The 23,030-nt window shown below is 45.1% G+C and carries 14 protein-coding genes and 2 rRNA genes; 5 read left to right on the top strand and 11 right to left on the bottom strand.

Translation table 11 applies throughout. From position 1 onward, the window contains the following. Nucleotides 1-8: 8 nt before the first annotated feature. From AC1DXC_RS04970 to AC1DXC_RS04955, 4 genes are all read left to right on the top strand, one after another. Complete coding sequence (locus tag AC1DXC_RS04970; RefSeq protein WP_477458031.1) at nucleotides 9-2,099, top strand: cellulose biosynthesis cyclic di-GMP-binding regulatory protein BcsB; 2,091 nt, start codon at nucleotides 9-11, stop codon at nucleotides 2,097-2,099. A 48-nt stretch (nucleotides 2,100-2,147) separates the two neighbouring features. Beyond that, nucleotides 2,148-3,986 (top strand): glycosyltransferase, encoded by a 1,839-nt coding sequence (locus AC1DXC_RS04965; RefSeq protein ID WP_477458030.1) that lies wholly within the window; start codon nucleotides 2,148-2,150, stop codon nucleotides 3,984-3,986. After that, a complete protein-coding gene (locus AC1DXC_RS04960; RefSeq protein WP_477458029.1) occupies nucleotides 3,983-5,548 on the top strand; it encodes a hypothetical protein in 1,566 nt (521 codons plus the stop codon). The genes AC1DXC_RS04965 and AC1DXC_RS04960 overlap by 4 nt, the downstream gene beginning before the upstream one ends. A gap of 566 nt (nucleotides 5,549-6,114) precedes the next feature. Then, on the top strand, nucleotides 6,115-7,197 hold the full coding sequence (locus AC1DXC_RS04955) for an AAA family ATPase (protein ID WP_477458028.1): 1,083 nt from the start codon (nucleotides 6,115-6,117) through the stop codon (nucleotides 7,195-7,197). Between the two features lie 808 nt (nucleotides 7,198-8,005). Here AC1DXC_RS04955 and AC1DXC_RS04950 read toward each other — a convergent pair. The 8 genes from AC1DXC_RS04950 to AC1DXC_RS04915 form a co-directional block, all read right to left on the bottom strand. Continuing rightward, nucleotides 8,006-8,845 carry a DUF3037 domain-containing protein gene (locus AC1DXC_RS04950; protein WP_477458027.1) on the bottom strand — a complete coding sequence of 280 codons (840 nt, stop codon included), beginning with the start codon at nucleotides 8,843-8,845 and terminating at the stop codon, nucleotides 8,006-8,008. Beyond that, the gene (locus AC1DXC_RS04945; protein ID WP_477458026.1) at nucleotides 8,829-9,641 is read right to left on the bottom strand and encodes a HipA family kinase; all 813 of its coding nucleotides are present in this window, start codon (nucleotides 9,639-9,641) and stop codon (nucleotides 8,829-8,831) included. Before AC1DXC_RS04945 ends, AC1DXC_RS04950 begins: the two co-directional genes overlap by 17 nt. Before the next feature lie 150 nt (nucleotides 9,642-9,791). Beyond that, nucleotides 9,792-11,426, bottom strand: a complete 1,635-nt coding sequence (locus AC1DXC_RS04940) for a type I restriction-modification system subunit M (RefSeq protein WP_477458025.1) — start codon at nucleotides 11,424-11,426, stop codon at nucleotides 9,792-9,794. A gap of 7 nt (nucleotides 11,427-11,433) precedes the next feature. Further along, nucleotides 11,434-12,555, bottom strand: coding sequence for an AAA family ATPase (locus AC1DXC_RS04935; RefSeq protein WP_477458024.1), 1,122 nt, complete (start codon nucleotides 12,553-12,555; stop codon nucleotides 11,434-11,436). Nucleotides 12,556-12,561: 6 nt separating this feature from the next. Next, nucleotides 12,562-13,785: a restriction endonuclease subunit S gene (locus AC1DXC_RS04930; RefSeq protein WP_477458023.1), complete on the bottom strand. Its 1,224-nt coding sequence runs from the start codon at nucleotides 13,783-13,785 to the stop codon at nucleotides 12,562-12,564. Next, nucleotides 13,778-16,744: a type I restriction endonuclease subunit R gene (locus AC1DXC_RS04925; protein WP_477458022.1), complete on the bottom strand. Its 2,967-nt coding sequence runs from the start codon at nucleotides 16,742-16,744 to the stop codon at nucleotides 13,778-13,780. The genes AC1DXC_RS04930 and AC1DXC_RS04925 overlap by 8 nt, the downstream gene beginning before the upstream one ends. After that, nucleotides 16,741-16,935: a helix-turn-helix domain-containing protein gene (locus tag AC1DXC_RS04920; protein ID WP_477458021.1), complete on the bottom strand. Its 195-nt coding sequence runs from the start codon at nucleotides 16,933-16,935 to the stop codon at nucleotides 16,741-16,743. The genes AC1DXC_RS04925 and AC1DXC_RS04920 overlap by 4 nt, the downstream gene beginning before the upstream one ends. 926 nt (nucleotides 16,936-17,861) lie before the next feature. Next, nucleotides 17,862-18,077 carry a hypothetical protein gene (locus AC1DXC_RS04915; protein WP_477458020.1) on the bottom strand — a complete coding sequence of 72 codons (216 nt, stop codon included), beginning with the start codon at nucleotides 18,075-18,077 and terminating at the stop codon, nucleotides 17,862-17,864. 298 nt (nucleotides 18,078-18,375) lie between these two features. Between AC1DXC_RS04915 and rhuM the strand changes: the two genes are divergently transcribed. Further along, nucleotides 18,376-18,510 carry a RhuM family protein gene (gene rhuM / locus AC1DXC_RS04910; RefSeq protein WP_477458019.1) on the top strand — a complete coding sequence of 45 codons (135 nt, stop codon included), beginning with the start codon at nucleotides 18,376-18,378 and terminating at the stop codon, nucleotides 18,508-18,510. A 95-nt stretch (nucleotides 18,511-18,605) separates the two neighbouring features. On the opposite strand, the gene AC1DXC_RS04905 is transcribed toward rhuM, so the two are convergent. The 3 genes from AC1DXC_RS04905 to AC1DXC_RS04895 all read right to left on the bottom strand — a co-directional run bounded on the left by AC1DXC_RS04905 (nucleotide 18,606) and on the right by AC1DXC_RS04895 (nucleotide 22,949). Continuing rightward, a complete protein-coding gene (locus AC1DXC_RS04905; protein ID WP_477458018.1) occupies nucleotides 18,606-19,493 on the bottom strand; it encodes a sugar phosphate isomerase/epimerase family protein in 888 nt (295 codons plus the stop codon). Between the two features lie 175 nt (nucleotides 19,494-19,668). After that, a 5S ribosomal RNA gene (gene rrf, locus AC1DXC_RS04900) occupies nucleotides 19,669-19,780 on the bottom strand. 289 nt (nucleotides 19,781-20,069) lie between these two features. Further along, nucleotides 20,070-22,949, bottom strand: a 23S ribosomal RNA gene (locus AC1DXC_RS04895). Nucleotides 22,950-23,030: the final 81 nt, after the last annotated feature.

The raw sequence follows: 23,030 nt of genomic DNA, 5'->3' as shown, positions 1-23,030 counted from the left end.
CAACCACAATGAAGAGACTACTTACCCTTTTGGCTTTTATAATGTTAAGCACAACTAGCTTTGCGCAACACATTATTTCATTTAAGGCGATGGGCCACGATGATGACGAGCCGGTTTACGGTATGAGCGGAGCCACTTCCTTCTACTTCAAAATCACGCCCGAGTATGAGATAAATGGCAGCAAGTTGGTGGTGTATTTCGAGCCCTCGCAGGCTTTGATTAGGGAAAAATCGTACGTAAACTTATTTATAGGCCCAAAACCGGTTTACAGCGCCCGGTTAACTAAGGATTCTATACAGAAGATATCCATCAACCTTACCAAGGCCGATGTAACGCCGGATAACTACATCAAAATTCAGGTTAAAACGCTATTGACAATTACCGACGACCCGTGCCGCGATTTGGATAACCCCGCCATGTGGTTAAAAATTAAGAACTACTCCTACTTGTCGTTGGTAAAGAGCAATAAAAACTTCTTCGCCAACATCAACATCAGCAATTGCTTCGATGGCAAAAGGGCGATCGTTTATCCTGCAAACCCCACCCTGCACGATTTAAAGGCCGTTGCCTGGGCGTACTCGCGCATGAAGAAAACGCAGCAGAAAACCATTGGCGTGTATGAGGAAGGCAAACTGCCCGATACCATACGCAACTATATAAAAGTGGGTATGCTATCGTCATTAAGCGGTACCGATAGGTCGCTGGTAAAAGTTACGCCCCAAAACAACCAGGGCTTATTTTACCTGCATAAAGCTATCAGCACGGTTACAGATACCATTACGCGCATGGTTGAGAACAAGGGTCAACTTACCGCCGTAAAATCGGTTGCGCAGGAAGTAGTTCCTACCGAGATATTATACGTTACCGGTGGCGACGATCAAGGTTACGAAAAAGCTATCACCGCTTTGGGTAACATGAATATCCTCAACTCTACCTTCGGCGATTACTTGTTGATAAACAAGGCCCAGAACCAATTCTTCAAAACCGTAGATGAAAACCGCTCTAAACTTTCGCTTAAACAGATAGGCGGCGTGAGCGATTTCCTGTCGGGCATTGGGTCGCTAAAAAGCGCGTTCAACTTCAAGAACTCCGATTTTAGCTTTACCCCTAAAGAGGTGGAGATACGCATAATAGGTAACTACAGCAGCCTCAACCCCGGCGACCGTGGTTTCTTCAACATATACCTTAACGGTTTATTGCTGAGCAGCGAGAAGCTGGATGCATCGGGCAAGTTAAATACTACCGTTACCATTAACCGCTACCAGCACCATAAATACAACACCCTGGAGGCCGAGTTCCGTTTTTATCCTAACAACGGCAATTGCAAAAACAGCTTTACCAATTTCTTTGCCGAGGTTGACGTAGATAAATCGTACCTGGAATCGAAGAACCCCTTCATCACCAGCGACCTCAGTTTCTACCAGTATCCTGAAGCCTTCAACAGCGGTACCACCAAAATTGTGGTAAGTAAAGATTATGCTAAATATGCCGCCGGCGCCATGGGCGAAATTATTTACGAGCTAAACAACAACATCAACGCCAATAACTTCCCGGTGTTTGTTTACTCATCAGGCCCGGATGGCATACAGCCATCAGAGCTTAAAAAGAACAACATCATCGCCCTTTTAAGCAAAGATGACCCGTTGTACAAAGAGTTCCCGGATGCGCCTATCAATTTTGAGAAGAACTTCCGCCTGTATAATACAGATAACAACACCATTGTGTACCAGCTGTCTGATACCACCTCAAATGGTTTAGCGCAGATATTCTACGGCCGCAACAACAACGCTACGCTGGTGCTTACTGCCACAGGCAAGCACCTGGCAGATGCTTTCTTATCGGCCTCCAAATCCATCACCGAGCAGCTATCTACCTTAAGCAGTAACGTTTGTATATCTGACGTAAACAACAACAAATACCTGTTCAACATCAACAAAAGCAGTGATAACCTGGAGTATATTGATACAAAGAGTGCGCTTACCCGTTTCTGGGATACCTACAACCTGTACATATTGCTGGGTATATTAGTGTTGATATTGCTTTCGTTCCTGTACATCCGTTCGAAAGTTCAGAAATCACAGGAGCTGTTTAATGATTAATGTACCCGGTGCATATTCATATCCTAACGAATTAATTTTTTCATGACTATGGCGATTCCTGAATTATTGGTTAAGCATGGCTTTTTAACCGCCGATAATCGTGAAAAAATCGAAAGGCTTTCTTTGGAGACGGGGCTATCTTTCATCAAGATAGCCCTAACCTTCGGCTACATATCGCGCAAAAACTACGAGCGTTCGATGATTGAGGATGGGTATGAGTTTGCCCAGATAAGAGAGATGGAGTATGACCAGGCTGTTTTAGATAAAATAGACCTTAGCTTCGCCAACGACCACCTTGCCCTTCCCCTGCGTGTAGAAAACGGTAAGGTGATAACCCTGATGGCCAACCCCGATGACGAGCTGTTTGCCGATTTCATTAGGTTTACCTACGATATGGAACCCGAAATCATCGTGGCGTCAGACCTTGATATCACCTGGCTAAGCAATAAGCTCATCGGCGATAAGTATGTTAAATCGTCCGTATTCGAACTGATGAAGCGCGACCCGGATAGCTCTGCCGTGGTAACCTTTTCATCGGCACAGCTGGTGTCTACCTTCGTTGTCATAGGTATTGTTGCAGTGGGCCTGGTGCTCAGTTTCAAAAACACGTCCATCATCCTCAACGTTATTATCAGTTCGTTCTTTTTGGTGGCAATCATATTCAAGCTGTTCCTGGCCCTGGTGGGTTCGCGTTTCGAGTTGCACCAGGCGGTTACCAAAGAAGAGCTTAAGCTGGTGATTGATGACGAACTCCCCATTTACACCATACTGCTGCCCGTTTATAAAGAAGATAAGCTGATAAAGAAACTCATCTGGAACCTGCAGGCGATAGATTATCCCCGCCACAAGCTTGATGTAAAACTGTTGATAGAGGAAGACGACGACAAAACCCTCAACGCAGTACGTAATCTCGATTTCCCCGCCATCTTCGAAGTTATCGTGGTGCCTTTCCACATGCCCAAAACAAAGCCTAAGGCCTGCAACTACGGCCTGCACTTTGCCCGTGGCAAATACCTTACTATTTACGATGCAGAGGACATCCCCGATACCGACCAGTTGAAGAAAGTGGTATCGCTGTTCGGCAAGCTGCCTTCGGAGTTTATTTGCGTGCAAAGCGCACTCAACTACTTCAACCGTAACGAGAATTTCCTTACCCGTATGTTTACGCTGGAGTATTCCTACTGGTTCGATTACATGCTGCCCGGTTTAGATACCCTGGATATCCCTATCCCTCTGGGCGGCACCAGCAACCACTTCAAACTGCAGGAACTGATAGACCTTGGCGCATGGGACCCTTTCAACGTAACCGAGGATGCCGATTTGGGCGTGCGCGCTTATGCAAAGGGCCACAAGATAGCCATCATCAACTCCACCACCTACGAAGAAGCCAACAACGAGCCCTTCAACTGGATACGCCAGCGCAGCCGCTGGATAAAGGGCTACATGCAAACCTACCTGGTACACATGCGCAACCCTGCCGCCCTGGTGCGCAAAATTGGCTGGAAAGGTTTCCTCGGTTTCAACTTTTTCATCGGTGCTACACCTGTGATATTTTTGGTGTACCCGCTGCTGTTGACGTTTTTTATCTGTTACATTGTATTCGATTTATCGAGCATCCGCACCCTGTTCCCTGATTGGGTACTGTTCATGTCTATCTTCAACCTCATGGTGGGTAATATCCTCATGATATACGTAAACATGATGGCCGTATTTAAAAGGCGGTATTACGAACTGATATTGTTTGCCATAGCCAACCCTATTTATTGGCTCATGCACAGCATCTCGGCATATAAGGGCTTGTTCCAGCTGGTTACCAACCCGTTTTACTGGGAAAAAACCAACCACGGGCTAAGCAAAGTCAGCAACCCTACAAATATTGTTAAATGAGAATCAGCAGGTCTGTTTACTTACTGTTCATTACTTGCATACTGGTAATTTATTACCTGGTGGCGGCGGTGTACCTCAATAATTTAGGGTACTACAACCACGAGTCGTTGTTCTATATCGAAAAGGCCCTCATCGTTTTTGATGGCGTGGGCGTGCGCCTGAAGGTAATGGGCCTTACATCGCCCATGCTGCCCTTTATGGCGACCTTTGCCTTCACTACCATCAGCTATACGCTGGCGCCCGCGCTGGCATCAGCCATAGGCACGGCATTGCTGTTTTATGTAATAGCAGCCACGCTTATCAAACGCAACACGCAAGATTTTTACCTGTACATACTGCTGGCGCTTTTCCTTTTCCACCCCGGTATATTGTACACGGCGTGTTCGGGCAAGGGGGGATACCTGATGCTGATATTCTTCTTTTTGTTCTTCCTTAACCTGCTTAAGTTTTACCGCAGCAATACCACCTTCCACGTATCTATAGCCAGCATATGCCTGGTTACGCTCATCTTTTGCGATTATAAGTTCGTGTGGCTTACGCTGTTCTTTTTGCCGCTGGTGCTGGCCATTACCATCCACAGCCTTAACCTGGGCGAGCAGGAGAGCATCTTCCGCTTGTTCCTTAGCTTCAACAGCCCATCGCTGCGGCGCAAGCTGGTAAACAAAACCTTTGCGTTGTACATTATTTTATTTGCCCTGCCGCTGGTAGCGGTGCTGTGCTACAAACTGCTTAACCTTACCCACGCCAGCGACCTTAACTACTTCAACGAGAGCCCATACGCCACCTGGAACGTACTGATTGATAAGCTAAGCTTCGACCAGCAGACCACCAACACCAACTACCAGATACCCGAGGTAAGCCTGCTGCTATCTGCCCGCGTGCTGATGTTTTGCCCCATGATACTCATTGCGCTCTACTTATTCAGGGAGAGTACTTACCAGGTACTTACGCTGCTTACGCCCTTTGCGTTCATAGAGTTTTTGCACCTGAAGTACGATAAGGTTTACCTGGCCTACGAGTACTACATGATATTTGTGGTGCTGGCGTTTATGTGCGTAATGTTTAAATCGCAAACGGTGAAAAACCAAAAGGCCTTTAGGATATTGCTGGCCATTACCGTGGCCGTGCAGTTATACACCGGCTGGTACTTCCTCAAAACATCGCCCATTCCCGAGGACCGCAACTTCCTCTCCGTACTCACCAACCGTACCGACGATAAAACCCAGGCCGACAATATGGACGTGGCCAGCTACATCAACTCCCTGCCCGACGATGCGCACATACTGATGGACGATGCAACCGCCTACGGCGTGGTAGCCTTTGTAGAACGCCAGAAGATACGCACCCTCACCATGCCCTACCAGGACAATTTCCTGAGTGGCGTAGAATCGCCGGATAAAGCGGCCGACTACATTGTGATAGCCACCGCCAAGAACCTCGTAACCGGCTACACCCAGCTCAACAACCGTTACCTGGTGAGCATCAAACGCACCCTGCCGCAAATCATCTTTAAAAAGGTGTACGAAACCGATAACTGGATAGTGTACCGGGTGGTGAGGTAGGCTCGTCTTGTCCAGTTTTATTTTATAGAAATTCGGGGAGATGCTTGTGCAAAAAAGCCGGGCATTTCCCGAGAAAATCGGAGGTTTTTCGGTGTTTTTCTGTGTTTTTCGGAGGGTTTTCGGGTTTTTTATGCGCATTCCCAAGAGTCATTTTTGGCTGTTTTTGGGCCTAAAACGGCCTAAAAATTTCCAGCTTTTTCCAGGTTTTGCGTCCAATTCAGGTTCAGGTTTCCAGCTTTTTCTAATCCGGAAAATCGCTTTAATTCCCTTTCCCCTCTGGAGAGGGGGCGTGCGGGGAAAGAGCGGGCGGAGGGGTGTGTTTGCCAGCTTTGCAAACCTAACACACCCCTCCACCCCTCTCAAGAGGGGAATCGCACAAGCCGCCGCACGCAATTCCACAACCCCTCCAACCCTCCAACCTTCCAACCTCTCCAACATTTCAACTTTTCAACCTTCCAACTTTTCAACTTTCCAACTTTTCAACTTTTTCTTTAACGCATAAAGAATTTTCCGTATATTTACAGTTCTTTATTTACTCACCCACTATTTCCTAAAAACAACTCATCATGACCAACAGCTATTTTGAAGCCAATACCGGCTTTTTACGGCCCGATATGATCAATGATATCCGCGCCGAAGTTGCCCGAACCAGCAAACGATCCGAAAAACACGACCCCGACGCTACCATCTTTGCCGATGAACAACGCAGCAGCCTGTTCCGCGTAAAAACTGCCGACGCCTGGATGCGGCAGGAACAAACCCGGCCCATGCCCCGCGAGCTCTTCGGTCCGCTGTGGCTGGAGGGCGAGCTGTGCATTATGTTTGCCGATACCAACCTGGGCAAAAGCATCCTGGCCGTGCAAATTGGCTACAACCTGGCCAAAGGCTGCGAAACCTTGCCCTTTACCAATGAGCTGGACGGGCCCGCCCGCGTGCTGTACGTAGATTTTGAGCTGAGCGCCAAACAGTTCGAAAGCCGCTACCACCACCCGCTGCATGGCGACCTGCACTTTGGCGACTACTTCTTCCGCGCCGAATTCAACCCCGAAGCCGAGAACCCCGCCCCGTACGAAAATTACGACCAATACCTGGCCGCGCAGCTGGAAACGGCCATCACCCAAACAAAGGCAACCGTGCTCATCATCGATAACATCACCTGCATGCGCAGCGGTACCGAACGCGCCAAGGATGCCCTCCCGCTGATGAAACAGCTAAAGGCCCTCAAAACCCGCCACAAGCTAAGCATGCTGGTGCTGGCCCACACCCCAAAACGCAACCCCGCCGCGCCCCTCACGGTGAACGATTTGCAAGGCAGCAAAATGCTCATCAACTTTTGCGATAGCGCCTTCGCCATAGGCGAAAGCCAAAGCAGCCCCGGCGCCCGCTACATCAAACAGATAAAACAGCGCAGCAACGTGCAGCAATACGGCGAAGCCAACGTATGCCTGGCCCACATACAAAAAGACCTGAATAAGTTGATTTACGTGGTAGACGGCTACGCGCCCGAAGCCCAGCACCTGCAGAAACGCAACCGCCCGCAACTACAGCAGCAAGCCCGCCAGCTACGCCGACGCGGCCAAACTTACCGCCAAATAAGCACCCGCCTCGGCGTTCCCCTCTCTACCGTTGCCAGCTGGATGGTAGATTGACCCTTTGAAGTTTGGCGTAATAATGTCGAATAATGAATTTCGAACTCCCAACGCCGAAGTATGGTGATGAAAAAAAGCGATGGGTCATCCTGAGCCTGTCGAAGGTCGCGCGCAAAGGCCCTGCCCGCTATGGTTCAACAAGCTCACCATGAGCCATCGCAGCACCACGTCATGAACTTGTTTCAGCACCCCACAGGACAGGTAAACACAATGCTTTTTTCTTGTCTCTTGACTCTTATCTCTTGATTCTTGACTCTTGACTCTTGATTCTTGACTCTTGATTCTTGACTCTTGACTCTTATCTCTTGACTCTTTTTCGGAAAAGGTTCTGCAGTAGTATTTCGGGAAGGCTCGGCCCCGCTTTCCGCTTATACGCGCACAGGCATTAAGCGCGAAGGCCGGTATCCGCTGCAATCGGGTTTGGGCCGAACGGCAGCCGATTCAGCAATATTTATTCATCGCTGCCGCAAGCCTCCCGGCTTGTGGCCCGGTTGCAAAGTAGCCGGCAGGACAGGCAAACACGATGCAGTTCCTTCCTGGTTCTTGACTCTTATTTCTTGCTTCTATTCAGAAAAGGTTCTGTTATGGTTCGTCGGTTGGGTTCTGCCCCGCTGTTGCCTCTCCCGATGAATATTGGGATACAAACCGCCGGTAGAAGCGGCTTTTCCGCCAATCGGGTTTATTACCGAACGGTTCTGTTGCGCCCACTTGCAAGGTGGCCACTATGCAATGCCGCTACGATACACGCGGCACGCGTGCATCAGCGTTGGCTAGGGGGAAGCGTTAGCGGGTTTAGCAAGCCCTGGATTTAGTGGCTTAAGAGATATTCTGTAGTTTCTTCAGAATAGGCGGAAATCTCCTTTTCCTCAATAACTTTCTTGGGAGCGCCTATTTTTTCCAATACATCTAAAGCGTTATCATACGCTTTGAACAGTTTCGGTGCATGTGGTTTACTTACAATTAAGTCGAAACGCAGGTTTTCAGTTTCAGCCTTGTCTTTTAGCAATGTGAGGTTGCCAAATTGGATAACGGCCTTATTTTGAATGCTGGCTTCGTCCAACAAGTCGAAACTCAAAGTTTTTACCAGGTTGAACGAACCGTTTTGCCACCCCAAATCAAATTTAAAATTCAACCCGTTGTGCTCAAACGATTTATTCAACTCAATTTTATTTTGAACCGACTTATTAGCAAACAGCGATTTTTTCAACTTCGTTACCAAAAACTGCTCGGTATGCCGGGTACGCAAATCCTTGTCTGCATTTCTATCAGGCAGAAAAAGATTAGCATAATCCTCAACAATACTTTCGAAGGATAAGTTCGAAATAGCTGCGGTAGCGGCTTTGGTAAATTGCAAAATAGTTGCATCTGTAGCTAGGATGTTCCGATGTATAAAATCATCAAAATTGGCTGTGTTGACAGACAAGGTGTGTCGAACTAATTCAACCCGCGACTGGATAATTTTAATAAATTTCTGAAAAAATGATGGGTTAAATTCCGGGTACAAAGCTTTAATCCTATTGATGTTACCCAATACGAATTCTATCTTTTCGTCTTCCGGAAAATAAACCAATAGCGCAACATTTACAGTTTCTTTTAAAAACTGCGAATGCTTGTATTGCAATACGCTATATTTAATTTCCTTTTTCATCAATTCCTTGCTTCAGTAAGCCTACAAATTTACTCGAATTATTCTTAACTTCTTCAAAATAGTCCATGAGCATGGCATGCCGCTCGTCAGAATACCCCAAGTTACGCAATTGCCTAAAGTAAGGGACTAATTTATTCAAATTCAGATGCCTTAAATACGCTTCAAACGTTTCGAAATATTTCGCCTTGGCCCGCTCTGTAGCCCTGGTCAAATAATCTATACAAATATGGTGGTTAACAAAATTCCTTTCCCAAATGTCCGCCCGAAAATTATTAACGGTTGAATCATTTAACTCTAACCCCATCTCGTGGTCTATCAAAAAAACCTCATCTGCTTTTATCAACAGGTTTGGTTTATTATTATTCCTGTCGCGGTTCCTGATGAAATTATCAAATGCAAACAATGTTTGAATATCCAGCATTTTCTCAACCTCCCGTTTTTCCAATGCCGAACTAAACAAATTATTCCCCGCAACATATGCACTACCAAATTTCAATCGTGCGTCTTTATGTTCTATTATTCTAAGGGCTTCCGGGTCGTTAATAGTCGCCAAAAAATCTTCATCGGTTTCAATAAAGGCAGCCTCCGGCACATTAAAATCAAACTCGGTAGCTAATACATGCCCGATAACTTCGGCAGTAACATGATCCCTTGCATCCAGGTTAATGGTGTCAAACAACTTCATTACATAGGGTTGAATGCCGTAATCTTCGGTCTCAACAAAAACAAGCCAGGGCTTGGTTCTTCCCCCGGGCATTACACTATCAAATGAAACGGCTTTATATACTGGCAGCAAGGTGTTTAATAAAAAAGCAAGTTCATTAAATAAGTTAACAAATACAACCGCTAAATAGTTTCTTAGTTAGGACCATCGCTGCCGCAAGCCTCCCGGCTTGTGGCCCGCTTGCACCGTGAGCACTATGCGATAACCACATCTAATTCTATGCTATATCGTTTTTAACCCCAACTCCCTCAAGAATGCATTGTGCTTTTCTGTATTCGTTTGTATAGATTCATTTATCAACTTTAGTTTAGCATTTACATCTTCTAAGTTGACATTAATTTCATCTTTAGCTGTACTTACATATCTTGAAATATTGAGGTTGTAGCCGTTTTGCTCGATTTCTTCCATCGAAACCCTACGGGAATAACGCTCTGTCTCTCTCCTATACTGATAGGTATTTACAATGCTTTCTATATGTTTTGGTTCCAGGGTATTTTGCCTTTTACCTTTTTCGTAATGCTCTATGCCGCTGGCATTTATAAAAAGCACATCATCGTCCTTTTTACACTTTTTCAACACCAAAATACAAACCGGGATACCTGTGGAGTAAAACAAATTGGCAGGCAGGCCGATAACTGTATCGACGTTGTTATCTTTTAAAAGTTTGGTGCGAATGCGCTCTTCTGCACCGCCACGGAACAATACACCGTGAGGCAGAATAATTGCCATGGTTCCTTCTTTGCCTAAAAAGTGAAAACCATGTAAGAGGAAGGCAAAATCGGCGGCTGATTTTGGCGCTAAGCCGTAACTCTTGAAACGAAAATCTTCTGCCAAAGTATCGTTGGGTTCCCAACGCAAGCTAAAGGGTGGGTTGGCAACAATGGCATCAAATTCCAGTTTTTTAGATGGATTCATCTCATTCAACTCATCCCATTGGTTAAGCAAGGTATCGCCGTGGAAAATCTCAAACTCGGTATCTTTCATGCCATGCAACAGCATGTTCATCCGGGAAAGGTTGTAAGTGGTAATGTTTTTTTCCTGTCCATAAATCTTTCCAACGCTACCGCCATTGTCTATAATCCGTTTCCTGACATTTAACAATAACGAGCCCGAACCACAGGCAAAATCCAAAACCTTATCCAGCTTTTTTTTCTTGCCCGTTGAAGGGTCCTGCCCGTCTAAGGTGACAATTTCCGAAAGTATAGTGGATATTTGTTGAGGCGTATAAAACTCGCCAGCCTTTTTGCCCGAACCTGCAGCGAACTGACCAATCAAATATTCGTACGCATCACCAAGCGCGTCTCTATCTTTAGAAAAATCAGCAATACCCTCGGCAATTTTCTGGATGATGTTGCACAGCTTTTTGTTTCGTTCGGTGGCTGTCTTTCCAAGCTTCTCAGAATTCAGGTTGATTTCGGAAAATAAGCCCTGGAAGGAATTGGCAAAAGATTCGTTTTCAATATATTTTAACCCTTTAACCAATGTTTCGAGTAACTCCCCATCCTGGGTTCGAGCCAATTCGGTAATATTATTCCACAAAAATTCGGGCTGAATCACATAATGCACTTTTCTGCGCATCTGCTTTTCAAATTCTGCAAAGTCGCTAGGGTTTTCCTTATACCAAATCTCCAAAGGGGTATTGACCTTAAGCTTAGACATCACATCTTGTGGAATGTCGTCAGGGTAATCTTTCCCTAGCTCTTTTTTTGCAGCGTCTTCATAATTAGCTGATAAATAACGTAAAAACAAAAATGAGAGCATATAATCTCGGAAATCATCCGCATTCATGGCTCCACGTAAGTGATCTGCTATATTCCAAAGGGTCTTGCCCAGTTGTTGTTCTTCTTTTTGTGTCATCTCTATTCTAAGCGAATATTACAGGTAATTGGAACTTATGCTTGTCTAAAAAAGCTTTCAATATCCTTTTAAACAAATCTTTGTTGTCTAAATTCATCTCAACTGGCTGATAAATTGAATATTTACCATGGCTTAATAAATTCAGTGCACGTAAAAAAAGCGCTTCATCATTAACACCATAAATGCACTTAGAAAACTCGTCATATCCAAAAAAAGTTGATGTTTTTTCTAACACGCTACGCAACATATTAAAATGATACGTATTGATTTTATTTGTTTCTGATACTTTTTGTAACTCGCTCAAAAGGGCAACATGATGAAAAAATGGAGTGTCATCAGTGGTTTGGAGAACATATTCGTCGCTACGAGTCTTATGCAAAAAATGACTTTTATGCGGAATGTTCCTAAGTTCGTTATACATCACATTAAAAAACAATGCGTGGTGAGACGAGATAACAACCCCTAATGTGTCCTTACCTCTTTTTAACAATTGAGCCAAGTCACTTGCTACAGCAATTGCATTATTATCGTCAAGCGACGAAATGGGGTCGTCAATATAAATGTGCTTTACCCAACTGTAAGACTCGTCGCCGTCTATCGCCAACTCGCTAATTGCAAGAAAAATGCACCAAATAAAAATATTTTCTTCTCCTCTGGATACTTTGATATTTTCCTGAATAATATATTCCGGTTCATCTTGATCTGCTCTGAATTTTAGATTTTTGATCTGCTTTTTAAAAACAATAATCCAATCATCATAATCGATGTCAAAATTAAAATCAGCGTATCTTTCCAAAAATTTAAAAATCTTTTCTTCTAATGCTAACTCTTTGAATCCACCAAAAAATTTCGATTCTTTATTGATGATTAAATGCCTTTCCGTATCATTTTCAAGATCATTGTTCCAATGGAAGAGGTCTTCGGTATACGCATTGTAATAAAGTGTATCTGTCTGTGGATTTTTGTTTCGCTTTTTGCTTATGTTCTTAAACTCCATGGAAAGACGCGTTTTGCCTGTACCATTGTAGGCAAACAGTAATACGAAAGGATGACTGTTTAAATCGTCTCTTAACCTAACTGCAACGTTTTTCAGTGATTTGTATTTATACAATTTCTTCTTCTCACTCATATCTTATTACGATGGATTGGGAAATAAGCCTTGCATTAAACCTTTTTTGTGCAATTGCAATTGTTCAATTCTCTTAGCTTGTGCTGCAATCAATTCATCCAAAGTAGAAAAGCAAGAAGCGATTTTTTGTTGTTCATTTGGGTTTTTTGGCAGCGCTAATAGGATTTGTTTTAACTCATCCAAGCCAATTCTTTTCCTCGTTGACCCAGTGGCTTTCGACTCAATATTTTCTCTTACTTGTATTGAGTTTATTAATGAGTAAATAAAATATTTCGAGTGACGCTTTTCATCTACCACCAACCTGATACCATCCGAAGCCATTACACATCTTTCAAGATTTGCAGGTATAATGCAAGCTCTTCCAACGGGATCACCCATTTTTGATAAGATTATTTCCCCCGAGTAAATATTACAATTTAACAATTCATCAGCCTTTTCAATTGATGTGTATATTTTATAATCATCTTTGAAATCACCATCTCCAATATTCTGTAACTGTATTATTCGTATCCCCGTGGTTTTATAATCGCCCGTCTTTAAGTCAGATCCAAACGGTCCTCCCGTAAAGCTCCATTTAACTTTTTTGTCTGCAACATCAATTAATTGTGTATGTGCCCAATCACCATCATTTTCAAACTCTGGAAACCGATACCCAGGCACCGTTTCGCCTTCTTGCGGAAACAGGTTTTTAAGCAACCCTTTTTTGTGATCTTTAAGGGCTTCCAATTTATTCTTTTGGGTGGCTATCAACTCACCTAAAGATGACAAGCAGTTTGCGATTTTTTCTTGCTCTTTTAATGACTTTGGAATTTTTACACTTAGACTTTTTAATTGGCCACCAGTAATTAAAGGCTGTCCGGATCCAAAAACCAACTTTTTTAGTCCAATATTCTCTATCGAAAAAAAAAAGAAATTAACTGTATTTTTATTTTTTAAATCGATAACCAAGGCATTATCTGTAACACCAAAGCGCCCGGCTACACGATTTATTAAGCCTGCGTTAGCACCAACCCTAGCAATTAAAATAAATTCTCCACTATAGCTACTTGTTTCAGTCGCTCCTATGACCCCTGTGGAACCATAAAGTATAAATTCACCTTTATTTGAATGTATATCTCTTCCTGAGGAAATACTTTCACAATACTTTTCAAATTCGTTCTCTTCCCAATCGCCATCGTTCCTAAATTCAGGAAATCGCAACTCGGGCACTAACTTTTTCTCTTTATTCATAAGCCACCAATCCTGATATTTCACGCCCTTCGGCTAATTTTTTTAATTGGGGTACTAAATCTCCCATCAAAGCCAGTTCTTTTTCCCGGCGTTGTTTCCAGCTTAACTCCAGGGGTTCCAGCAGGTCGGTTAGTTTTTCGCCGTCAAAAATCATCCTGCTCATAATTTCCTCTACAAAAAATTTCAACGCTGCAGTTGGCAAGCCGTGTTTATGGGCTGTTATGGCCAGTTCTTTATCGTATTTCTCTACCTTAAAAGTTTCGTAACCCTGGCGTAAAGCGTTTACATCTTTCCCACTGTTCCAGTCCAACCCGTTAATGTAGTCGGTCAAATCTTCTTCCTCATCCATCAGGTTAGCGTTAGATTTGAGCAAACTAATCACCTGTGCCTTGGTCATTTTTTGTTTGGCCGGTTTTTGCTGCGTACTCTCGGCAATCAGGCTCATGATATAATCATAATCGATTACTGCAGAAGCAAAAAGCACAAACTCAAAATCCAGTTGCTGCACACCTAAGGGCGCATTATCACCTTCTTTTTGCTGTATCTCTCTAAATTGCCTTGCCGTTTCCAGGTACGAGCTTCTAAACTCCTGCAAGGTTTCTTTTGGCAAAATAGTTTCAATCTCGGCCTTTTGGTCGTCGTTCAGATCGGTATATTGATCCAGTTGAGTTTTAAGCCGTTGTACCTCCTTAAAGTTTTTCACAAAGGCAATCTTGGCCGCATTCCCTCTTAAGTTGTAAACTTGCTCGGGTTCTTTTACTAAATTGTGTTCCTGCATAAATACGCCTAAAGCTTCCACGGCCTTTTGATAATGGCTTATTACAACCGGTGCGGGATCAACCACCCAAATTTCAGCGGCTTTGCTACCATCTTCTCCCGAAAAAAGAGTGATGGCCTGGTTTACCATATCCTGTTGAGAACGGAAATCAAGGATGTTACCATAGGGTTTGGTATCGTTCAGCACCCGGTTGGTTCTCGAAAACGCCTGTATCAACCCATGGTACTTCAGGTTTTTATCTACATACAACGTATTGAGGTATTTAGAATCGAAACCGGTAAGCAGCATATCTACCACAATGGTAAGGTCGATTTTATTTCTATAAGGATAGTCTTTGTTGCTGTATTTCTGATCCTTAATGCGCCTTTGCACATCCTGGTAATACAAATCAAATTCGTTGATGGTATGATTAGAGCCAAATTGCTTATTGTAATCGCTTATGATTGCCGTTAGCGCTTTTTTCTTTTCCTCGGGGTTTTGCTTGTTATCTTCCTTTTCCTGTATCAAGTCATCCTGTATCTGCTGGATGTCTTTATTTCCCTCTGCCGGCGGAGAAAATACGCAAGCGATATTCAGGGGAACAAAATTTTCGTTTTCGGCTTTCTTTTTTTGTTGACTGGTTTTAAAAAGCTGATAATATTCTATGGCGTTGTTTATTGAAGCCGTGGCCAATACCGCGTTAAATTTTCGCTGGTTGGTGGCGGCATCGTGTTTACTAAGAATGGCTTCCGCTACGGCCTGTTGCGCTACTGCTTCTCCGGGTTTAGGGTTTTGATTACCGCTACCTTTATAGTAATCAATATGGAAGCGCAACACATTCTTATCTTCTATAGCATGCGTTATGGTATAGGCGTGTAATTCCTTTTCAAAAATAGCTTCAGTAGTTTTATAGGTTTCGTACTGGTCTTCGCGGGTTTTGTAAGTAGCATTTTCCGAAAAAATAGGTGTACCTGTAAAACCAAACAATTGCGCATTCGGAAAAAATTCTTTTATCGCTTTATGATTTTCTCCAAATTGCGAACGATGGCACTCGTCAAAAATGAAAACGATCCGTTTATTGCTTAAAGATTTTAAACGCTCTTTAAAATTCCTCTTGTCTGTTCCATCTAATGCCAGGCCCAATTTTTGAATGGTGGTAACAATCACTTTGTCGGCATAATCGGTAGAAAGTAAACGTCTTACCAAGGTCTCTGTGTTGGTATTTTCTTCTACGCTGCCTTCCTGAAATTTGTTGAATTCTTCCCGGGTTTGCCGGTCAAGATCTTTACGGTCGACTACGAATAAACATTTCTCTATATCGGGATTGTCTTTTAGGAGTGTAGACGCTTTGAAAGAAGTCAACGTTTTACCACTCCCTGTAGTGTGCCAGATATAGCCGTTGCCCCTGTTTTGATGAATACAGTCTACAATGGCTTTTACCGCATAAATTTGGTATGGCCGCATAACCAGCAGTTTTTGCTCGCTCTCTACCAGTACCATGTATTTGCTTATCATTTCGGCAAGCGTACACTTGCTTAAAAACTTTTGCGTAAACGGTTCAAGGTGCGTGATTTTCTTATTGCTTTCGTCTGCCAGTTGGTAAATAGGCAAAAACTGCTCATCTGCGTTGAATTGAAAATGCTGGTTTTTATTGTTGGCAAAATAGTAAGTGTTAGAGCGGTTGCTCACGATGAACAATTGCACAAAACACATCAGTGAATTACCATAGCCACTACCAGGCTCATTTTTGTAATCCACTATTTGCTGCATGGCTTTTCGAGGCGAAATATCGAGTTTCTTCAACTCAACCTGTACTACCGGCAAACCGTTGATTAATAAAATAATATCATACCGATGGAGGCTATTCTCTGTATTGATACGTAACTGACTAATGACCTCAAAATCATTTTTACACCACTCTTTGATGTTTACCAGTGTATAATGCAATGGCGTGCCGTCTTCGCGCTGAAAATATTGCCTTTCGCGCAAAAGTTTGGAAGCAGCAAAAACATCGGGGTTGATTATTTCTTCGCGGATGCGTAAAAACTCACTATCCGTTAATCGCACACGATTTAGTGCTTCAAATTTGGCTTTAAAGTTTTGCTCAAGTGTTTTCCTATCCACGATGTCGGGACGAGGAATATATTTTAGGTCTGTTAACTGCCTGATCAGATCTTGTTCGATTTGATTTTCTTTACTCATTTGGCCCCCCCTTTCAATAAATCTTTAGGGTTAACATCTAATATTTTTGCTATTTCATAGAGAACCTCAAGCCTAGGTTGCTGCCTGTTCTGCACATATCCGTTAACCATATTATAACTCTTTCCAAGTCGTTCGGCTAACCATGTTTGCTTAATCCCTTTTTGCTCAAGTACTTCCTTTATTCGGTTCATCTCCGTATAAATTTCAGGCAGCAAGATAGTCTAAATACCTAAATTATCTCGAAAAACAATATATTTTGTATAGGTATTTGCGCTGGTAAAACGAACCATTCAACTTTACCCGCCATTTAAAAGCATCACCCAGCCACAAGCGAGGACGCTATGCGGCAGCGGATAGTTTTTTGATTGCGTCGGTGATTCATTCCATAACGGATGTTTTACCTATCCCCTTCCTCCGCAGTAGGGATTGAAAGGGGAAGCCGCCTGCGCGAGGGATTAAGTGGGGGGAGAAGGCGGCCGAAGCAAAGCGTAGCCCGGCAAAGCCCGGCCACTTCTACCAGCGGACTGCCATAATCTTTCTTTTAGCCTGCGTTCGGTATTTTCGCCGTACGGCCTGTATGCCAGGTAGCCGCCAAACCTATCCGGCTAAATTTGCATCCTTCCCGCCATTTTAAAGCATCACAAAACCACAAGCGAGGACGCTATGCGGTAGCGGGGGAGGGAGTAGATGTGCAGATATGCAGATTATAGACCGGCCGGCCGGCAGGCAGGTGTGCAGATTTAAGGTGCGATTAGTCGATAGTCCATAGAAGATTGTGTGGTTTCGGGGTTGCTATGGACGGTTTGGTTAAATAACGGATGTTTTAGCTATCCCCTTCCCCCGCAGTAGGGATTGAAAGGGGAAGCCGCCCGCGCGAGGGATTGCGTGGGGGGAGAAGGCGGCCGAAGCAAAGCGTAGCCCGACAAAGCCCGGCACCGCTTCTATCAGCGGTGACTGCCATAATCTTTCTTTTGGCTTGTGGTAGATGTTTTCACCATACTGCCTGTATGTAAGGTAGCCGCCAAACCTATCCGGCCAAATTTCCATCCTCTCGCCATTTAAAAGCATCACCCAACCACAAGCGGGGACGCTATGCGGTAGCGGGGAATTGCTTAAGTCAATAACCCATCCCGCTATCGTCGTCGTCAATATCCGTTACCGAATCCTGGCCAAAAATACTTGTAATGGCAATGATGGCGGGGTGTCCATCTTCGGGGTTGCTCACCCCATGGAGCACAACGGGGGTCAGTACGTTTTTGACTACAATGTCATCGCAGCGCACATCGCCATAGGCATTGATTTCTACCAGTGTTCCGTTAAATTTAAATTTCATTGGTTCAATAATTTGTTGTCTCCGCAGGATCTCCCGATAGAGCACCCTGCTGCAGCTTGCATGGTAAACGCTGTCCGCTTATATACGGGTAGTAATTACTGATTTGCATGCGTTAATGTCCTACGTGCGCAGGGTCCTCTATCGAGAGACCCTGCGTTGACGGAACTACTCGAAAAATTCGAGTAGTTGAAAAAGAAGGCACGCGGGATGTAAGCCGGCACCTTGGTTTTTACAATCTCGACGCTATAATAGCTGTTGGCTAGCGGGTAAACAGCTTCCAGGCTACGCAGTTACGTATATGGGCAAAAAGACGCTTAGGGAGGATATGATAAAAGGCTTTGTGATGGACGGCGAGCGGCTAAAGCAGGGGGAGCGTTTTGGCAAGGACTATTTTGACGAGCTTTTAGAACGCACGAGAGATACGTGCCGGTGAAAGGCCCTTTCTCATAAAATAAAAGTGCATTAATATTTATGGTTACCCCGCTGACGCAAGCTTCTCCGCGTTATCGTGAGCACAAGCGCGCAAACCTAAAACTCAACCACCGGCTTACGCCAGCTGAGGTTGTTTAGGTACGTCACATTCTTTTTGGCGCTTTGCAAAGGGGTTTCGTGGTTAAAGCGACTTTGCTCTACAAAAAAGTAGTTCACGCCTTCGGCCTGTGCGGCATTAATAAGCCTGGGGAAGTTGATGATGGCTTCGCCCATATCGCAGGCAGATTCATCGACACTTCCCTTAGGGAGGCGGTGTTTCAGCACATCGCGCAGGTGCATCAGCTTAAAGCGGCCTTTATGCTTAGCGAAGTATTGGTAGGGGGTTTGCCCTTCGGTTACGGTGTAGTACACGTCCATCTGGAAATCTACCAAAGCGGCATCGGTACCGGCCAGCAGCACATCTATGGGCAACTGCCCGTCGACAGGTTTGTAAGGGTAATCGTGCGGGTGGTAGGCGTAGCGCAGCCCGTGGGTCTTGCAAATTTTGCCGCGCGCGTTGAACTCGTCGGCAAAATGTTTAAAATCGTCGATGCTTTTCTGTGGGCCGAGCCATGGGCATACCAGGTACTGCATGCCAATCTGCGCTGCCTGCGCGGCAAGCTGCTCGAACCCGGCCGTGGGCATGGGGTTGTGGTGGGTAGATACCAGCTTGAGGCCGTGGCCCGCTGCCAGTTTTTGGAATTCTGTTGGGGTGAGTCCCCAAAAAACGCCTTTGTCGCCGCCATAGCTTTCCAGCTGCGTGTAGCCCATGGCACCCAGCTGCTTCAGCGTGCCGGCAGCGTCCTTAGCCATCTCATCCTTCACCATGTAAAGCTGTATGCCCGGCGCAAGTTTGGCGCCTTTGGTTATCAGCGGGGCCATACCGTGCACGGCAGAGGCGGCAGCCAACAAGCCGCCGGTGTATAGGAAACGCCTTCTGTTCATTTGCAAATTTGGGTATTAATAATTGGTAGCTAAATGTAACTCCTAATTACCGGGTATGCAAACTCAATACGGGGGAAGGGATTGTTTAGGAAGGTAGGGGGCTCGGCCGAAGGGACGTAAAAACGCTTATAAATAAAGAAACCCCCAAGCTTACGCAAGGGGGTTTAACTTTAAGATTTGGCACCGACCTACTCTCCCACATTTTACTGCAGTACCATCGGCTCTGGCGGGCTTAACTTCTCTGTTCGGAATGGGAAGAGGTGGACACCGCCGATATAGGCACCTGAAGGCTTTTAGATTTGAGTATTGAGATATGAGATTTGAGACTCATGGCTGCAATAGAACAAATCAATATTTTAATTTAGATAGGAGCTTAGTATTTGAGTATGCAACCTTTCGGTCTCATATCTCATATCTAACATCTCATATCTTAAACATGATTGAAAGAAGTAATTTCGAGAGAAAACAACAGCTTTGTGTTGAGGTGGGAGAAAAGACTTTCGGAGTAAGGACAAAGGACCGGAGTCTTTTATCTTTTGTCTTACATATCTTTCATCCCACCCTTAATTACCTGCTATGAGAAAGCTTCGGATGATTAGTATTACTCGGCTTTGATGTCACCACCTTTATACCTGTAACCTATCAACGTAGTAGTCTGCTACGATCCTCAATGGAAGTCTCATCTTGTGGCTAGTTTCGCACTTAGATGCTTTCAGCGCTTATCTATTCCCAACGTAGCTACTCTGCAATACACCTGGCGGCATAACAGATTCACCAGAGGTTAGTCCAACCCGGTCCTCTCGTACTAAGGTCAGCCCCACTCAAACTTCCAACGCCCACAACAGATAGGGACCGAACTGTCTCGCGACGTTCTGAACCCAGCTCGCGTGCCACTTTAATGAGCGAACAGCTCAACCCTTGGGACCTTCTCCAGCCCCAGGATGTGACGAGCCGACATCGAGGTGCCAAACCTCCCCGTCGATATGAGCTCTTGGGGGAGATCAGCCTGTTATCCCCAGCGTACCTTTTATCCTTTGAGCGATGGCCCTTCCATGCAGAACCACCGGATCACTATATCCGTCTTTCGACCCTGCTCGGCTTGTCTGCCTCACAGTCAAGCAAGCTTATGCTATTGCACTCCGCGTACGGTTACCAAGCGTACTGAGCTTACCTTTGAAAGCCTCCGTTACCTTTTTGGAGGCGACCACCCCAGTCAAACTACCCGCCAAACAATGTCCCCCGCATTACAGGGTTAGACACCAAATACAGAAAGGGTGGTATTTCAACGTTGACTAACATACTCCTAGCGAAGCATGATCACAGTCTCCCACCTATCCTACACATCCTGTATCCGATATCAATGTTAAGTTGTAGTGAAGGTGCATGGGGTCTTTCCGTCCCGTTGCGGGTAACCGGCGTCTTCACCGATACCACAATTTCACCGAGCTCATGGCTGAGACAGCGCCCAGATCGTTACACCATTCGTGCAGGTCGGAACTTACCCGACAAGGAATTTCGCTACCTTAGGACCGTTATAGTTACGGCCGCCGTTTACCGGGGCTTCGATTCAATGCTTCGCCTTGCGACTAACATCCCCTCTTAACCTTCCGGCACCGGGCAGGTGTCAGGCCATATACGTCATCTTTCGATTTTGCATAGCCATGTGTTTTTGTTAAACAGTCGCCTGGGCCTTTTCACTGCGGCTGATATTGCTACCAGCGCCCCTTCTCCCGAAGTTACAGGGCCATTTTGCCGAGTTCCTTAGCCATGATTCACTCGAGCACCTTAGGATCCTCTCCTCGACTACCTGTGTCGGTTTACGGTACGGGTTTTCATAACCTGAAGCTTAGCGGGTTTTCTTGGAAGTTTGATTACCTGAACTATTGCCTTACCCGAGGGCTCGGCATACTATCAGCTTTCAGCAAGGTCTGCGTACTTAACTACAAACCCTATACCTACGGCCTTTAACGTGCTATTCCGTCAGCACGCGTCAGTGTCACTACTCCGTCACCGCATCGCAGTTATAAAAAGTACTGGAATATTAACCAGTTGTCCATCGGCTACGCCATTCGGCTTCACCTTAGGCCCCGACTAACCCTGATCCGATTAGCGTTGATCAGGAAACCTTAGTCTTTCGGTGGGCGGGTTTCTCTCCCGCCTTATCGTTACTTATGCCTACATTTGCTTTTCTAATTCCTCCACAGTCAATTGTCTTTCCTGCTTCACCGGCAATTAGAATGCTCCCCTACCAGATACATCTCTGTAAATCCATAGCTTCGGTATAACGCTTAATGCCCGTTTATTATCCATGCCCGATCGCTCGACTAGTGAGCTGTTACGCACTCTTTAAATGAATGGCTGCTTCCAAGCCAACATCCTAGCTGTCTGTGCAATCGGACCTCGTTAGTTCAACTTAGCGTTAATTTGGGGACCTTAGCTGATGGTCTGGGTTCTTTCCCTCTCGGCCATGGACCTTAGCACCCATAGCCTCACTGCAGTGTATATTAAATAGCATTCGGAGTTTATCTGGATTTGGTAGGATTTGACTCCCCCGCACCCAATTAGTAGCTCTACCTCTATATAACTTAACCACCACGCTGTTCCTAAAAACATTTCGGGGAGTACGAGCTATTTCCCAGTTTGATTAGCCTTTCACCCCTACCCACAAGTCATCCGGAAACTTTTCAACGTTTATCGGTTCGGTCCTCCAGTACCTGTTACGGCACCTTCAACCTGCTCATGGGTAGATCACAAGGTTTCGCGTCTACCTCCTCTGACTGTGCGCCCTATTCAGACTCGCTTTCGCTTCGGATCCGTGCCTAAAACACTTAACCTTGCCAGAGAAGAGTAACTCGTAGGCTCATTATGCAAAAGGCACGCCGTCACGGAACATGTCCGCTCCGACCGCTTGTAAGTACACGGTTTCAGGTTCTATTTCACTCCCCTGTTCGGGGTTCTTTTCACCTTTCCCTCACGGTACTGGTTCACTATCGGTCTCTCAGGAGTATTTAGCCTTACCGGATGGTGCCGGCAGATTCCCACAAGGCGTCTCCGACCTCGCGGTACTCAGGATACCACTATCCTATCATCCATTACCCGTACGCAGCTCTCATGCTCTATGGCCGGGTTTCCCACCCCGTTCCGGTTTTGTTTGATATTCATGTTGTGGTCCTACAACCCCTACTATGCCGTAACATAATAGGTTTGGGCTTTTTCCCTTTCGCTCGCCACTACTCAGGAAATCATTATTATTTTCTCTTCCTCTGCTTACTTAGATGTTTCAGTTCAGCAGGTTTGCGCATATTTGCAACTATCCTTCAGATAGTTAGGTTTCCCCATTCAGAAATCCGCGGATCAATTCATATTTGCTGATCCCCGCGGCTTATCGCAGCTTATCACGTCTTTCATCGCCTCTGAGAGCCAAGGCATCCCCCGTGTACCCTTATTTACTTTCTTCTATACGTGTGATGCTTTTGCTCACCACTGTATGCTTTTTGATAACTGTCCGTTCAGATGCAAGACGACAAGAGATTAGAT

Source organism: Mucilaginibacter sp. P2_D11 (assembly GCF_056404435.1).
This window is presented reverse-complemented; position numbering and strand designations above follow the sequence as displayed.

What these genes read in the sequence shown, in the direction of transcription:
- AC1DXC_RS04915 (WP_477458020.1), bottom strand. Translation starts at nt 18,077, where the DNA reads ATGAAATTTAAATTTAACGGAACACTGGTAGAAATCAATGCCTATGGC.
- AC1DXC_RS04965 (WP_477458030.1), top strand. Translation starts at nt 2,148, where the DNA reads ATGGCGATTCCTGAATTATTGGTTAAGCATGGCTTTTTAACCGCCGAT.
- AC1DXC_RS04940 (WP_477458025.1), bottom strand. Translation starts at nt 11,426, where the DNA reads ATGACACAAAAAGAAGAACAACAACTGGGCAAGACCCTTTGGAATATA.
- AC1DXC_RS04955 (WP_477458028.1), top strand. Translation starts at nt 6,115, where the DNA reads ATGACCAACAGCTATTTTGAAGCCAATACCGGCTTTTTACGGCCCGAT.
- AC1DXC_RS04905 (WP_477458018.1), bottom strand. Translation starts at nt 19,493, where the DNA reads ATGAACAGAAGGCGTTTCCTATACACCGGCGGCTTGTTGGCTGCCGCC.
- AC1DXC_RS04960 (WP_477458029.1), top strand. Translation starts at nt 3,983, where the DNA reads ATGAGAATCAGCAGGTCTGTTTACTTACTGTTCATTACTTGCATACTG.
- AC1DXC_RS04950 (WP_477458027.1), bottom strand. Translation starts at nt 8,845, where the DNA reads ATGAAAAAGGAAATTAAATATAGCGTATTGCAATACAAGCATTCGCAG.
- AC1DXC_RS04925 (WP_477458022.1), bottom strand. Translation starts at nt 16,744, where the DNA reads ATGAGTAAAGAAAATCAAATCGAACAAGATCTGATCAGGCAGTTAACA.
- AC1DXC_RS04970 (WP_477458031.1), top strand. Translation starts at nt 9, where the DNA reads ATGAAGAGACTACTTACCCTTTTGGCTTTTATAATGTTAAGCACAACT.
- AC1DXC_RS04930 (WP_477458023.1), bottom strand. Translation starts at nt 13,785, where the DNA reads ATGAATAAAGAGAAAAAGTTAGTGCCCGAGTTGCGATTTCCTGAATTT.
- AC1DXC_RS04920 (WP_477458021.1), bottom strand. Translation starts at nt 16,935, where the DNA reads ATGAACCGAATAAAGGAAGTACTTGAGCAAAAAGGGATTAAGCAAACA.
- AC1DXC_RS04935 (WP_477458024.1), bottom strand. Translation starts at nt 12,555, where the DNA reads ATGAGTGAGAAGAAGAAATTGTATAAATACAAATCACTGAAAAACGTT.
- rhuM (WP_477458019.1), top strand. Translation starts at nt 18,376, where the DNA reads ATGGGCAAAAAGACGCTTAGGGAGGATATGATAAAAGGCTTTGTGATG.